The sequence below is a fragment of the Komarekiella delphini-convector SJRDD-AB1 genome (genome assembly GCF_014831675.1).
Taxonomy (GTDB): Bacteria; Cyanobacteriota; Cyanobacteriia; order Cyanobacteriales; family Nostocaceae; genus Komarekiella.
On sequence record NZ_VJXY01000149.1, the window covers coordinates 1 to 2,404 of the forward strand.

General features: G+C 41.8%; 1 protein-coding gene. It reads right to left on the bottom strand.

Annotated elements, in window-relative coordinates:
• Positions 1–113: 113 nt before the first annotated feature.
• Complete coding sequence (locus FNW02_RS37885) at positions 114–1,898, bottom strand: reverse transcriptase domain-containing protein (RefSeq protein ID WP_191762588.1); 1,785 nt, start codon at positions 1,896–1,898, stop codon at positions 114–116.
• Positions 1,899–2,404 lie beyond the last annotated feature (506 nt).

Below are 2,404 nucleotides of genomic sequence, written 5' to 3' on the forward strand. Positions count from 1 at the left end.
GAAAGTGGGTAGCCAGCTAGCGAGGTTGCCACTGTTTGGCTCCTTTTCTAACTAGCCCCCTCCGAACCGTGCTTACGAGATTTCCAGGTACACGGCTCTCCAGTATTCTGTTATCACGAGACTCGTTGAGACATTGGTTTACCAGCGTGTATTGCATCATGGCATTGAGAGCAAACCATGAGAGTTTTCCTTCTACGTGCGGACATAATTTGCATCCATTGCGGTTTTTCTTTTCTGCCCTTGGTTTTGAGGTCTTTAAGGGCGCGAATATGGTGAACCTCAATGTTACCTTTTGCACCGCAAATCTCGCATTTGTCAGCAAGCAGACGCTTGATTAGTTCATTTCTGAAAGCGGGCTTTCTACTTGTTGGTAGGTCTAAAATGGTTGCTTTTAGGTTACGTTTTAATTGTATGCCGCCAAAGCGAGCCACTAAGGATTTCTTACCTTCTACAGGGACGGTTATCTCCACACATTTTCTTCTTCCTTGTGGAAGCTTAACAGTCTTCTTATACTTGGCGCAGATTTTCGCTACGCTAGTTCTGTATTTACAGGCAAGGGTTTTCATCAGCGAACTCGACATAACCCATTGGAGTTTTCGCAGCCATGCAATATTTTGAGCCAGACTATAGAATTGTACGTACCCTCGAAATTCTGATTGGTAAATGTTGATAATAGTAAAATCATCATCATTTATTAATTCAGGGCGATGAATGGGTTTACCATTCCTCATGTATAAGGCACATTTTTCTTCTATAATTCTTGCTGGGATTCTAAGTGCAACAATTCCGTTGATTGAGCGTTTACCATTGGTATGCTTATCGTCAGAATATTGAACTAGAACTTTATAACCTAAGAAGCTTGCTGCTTCATTCCTGGCATTAGTAATTAAGGTCTTTTCTGATGACAGTTCTAACTGAAGATTTGCAGCTAAAAAGGTCTTGATTTTCTCCTTAATTGCTTTAGCTTCTTGAAATGAGCCAATAAAACCAAGTAGGAAATCGTCTGCATAGCGGACGTAATTTAACCTTCTGTACCCAGGGTCACGAACATTTTTCGAGGGCATTTTCTGGTATTTAATTTCCAGTTGACGTGCTTTCTCAAATTGTCCATTCTGCCTGTAGTACCAAGCCAGCTTTACGAGTTTTGAATACTCTGGATTTTCCGCCCGACATTTGCCGCGTGTATACTCTGGAATCAGTATTTGTTCGATAAATTTATCGAATTTGTCAAGATAGATATTGGCAAGTATGGGTGATATAATCGAGCCTTGTGGGGTTCCGCTAAGGGTCGAATAATATTTCCATTGCTCGCAGTAACCTGCCTTGAGTAAATTTTCAATCAATCTTAAAAAGCGGTTATCTTGGATTTTCTCACGTAAGATTGACATTAAGATTTTATGATCTATATTGTCAAAACAACCGCGAATATCTCCTTCGACAAACCATTTAGTTCCTTGCCAAGTTCGGTCTATTAATGTTAGTGCCGTATGGCATCCGCGCTTGGGTCGAAAACCATGACTGCTGTTGGAAAATTGAGGTTCGTAGTACGCTTCTAGTATCAAACGTATTACTTCCTGAACCAATTTATCATTCCAAGTGGGAATACCCAGCGGTCGAGTTTTTCCATTTTTCTTGGGAATATTAATCCGCCGTACTGGTGTCCACCGAAAACGTTCATAGCGAATATCTTCTATGAGGTTTTCAATCTTTTTAAGGGACATCCCATCTACAGTCTCTGATGTAACTCCTTGTGTCATTGCCCCATTATTTTTATAAATGCGGCTGTACGCTAAGAGGTACAGATTCGGATTGAAAAGTTGTCTGTAAATACCATCCAAAGGTAAACCACGTTGTCCTCTGTCTCGGATTACACTTAAAACCGTTTCGGCGTTTCGCATCTCGCGTACCTCTCGTTATAAGTGTGAAGATTACCTGTTCCCCTTTGCCACCGCAGTTATTACAGTGAATCCCAGTAATAAACTGCCTCATGTGGACGGCTTTCCCGTCCTCGGACTACTATAGGAACTCTGTAACCATAGGGGTCGCCCCCTGTAGGTCATCCCGCGCTTGATTAACTCAGTACGTAACAGTGTGATTTAGGTGTCCCATTCATTCGTTAAGCCATCTCATCGCTGGTTGACTCCGTTTGAAGAAGTTGTGTGGTTCAAATGCTTAAAACTACACACAAACGGTTATTCCTTTTAGGCGTTGTAGGAATAGGCAATCGCGTATACCGTCAGAATTGGGCTTCAGGTAGTTTAACCTTCACCATGTCACACAAGTCTTGCCGGACTCTAGTTTTAACGCCTTCTCTCTATTTCCGGCTTTACCAACATGCTGTTGTCCCTTTTGTCTTTCGACTCCAGGTAAGTTGGTTGACTTAAAGACATTCTTCTTAGTCTTT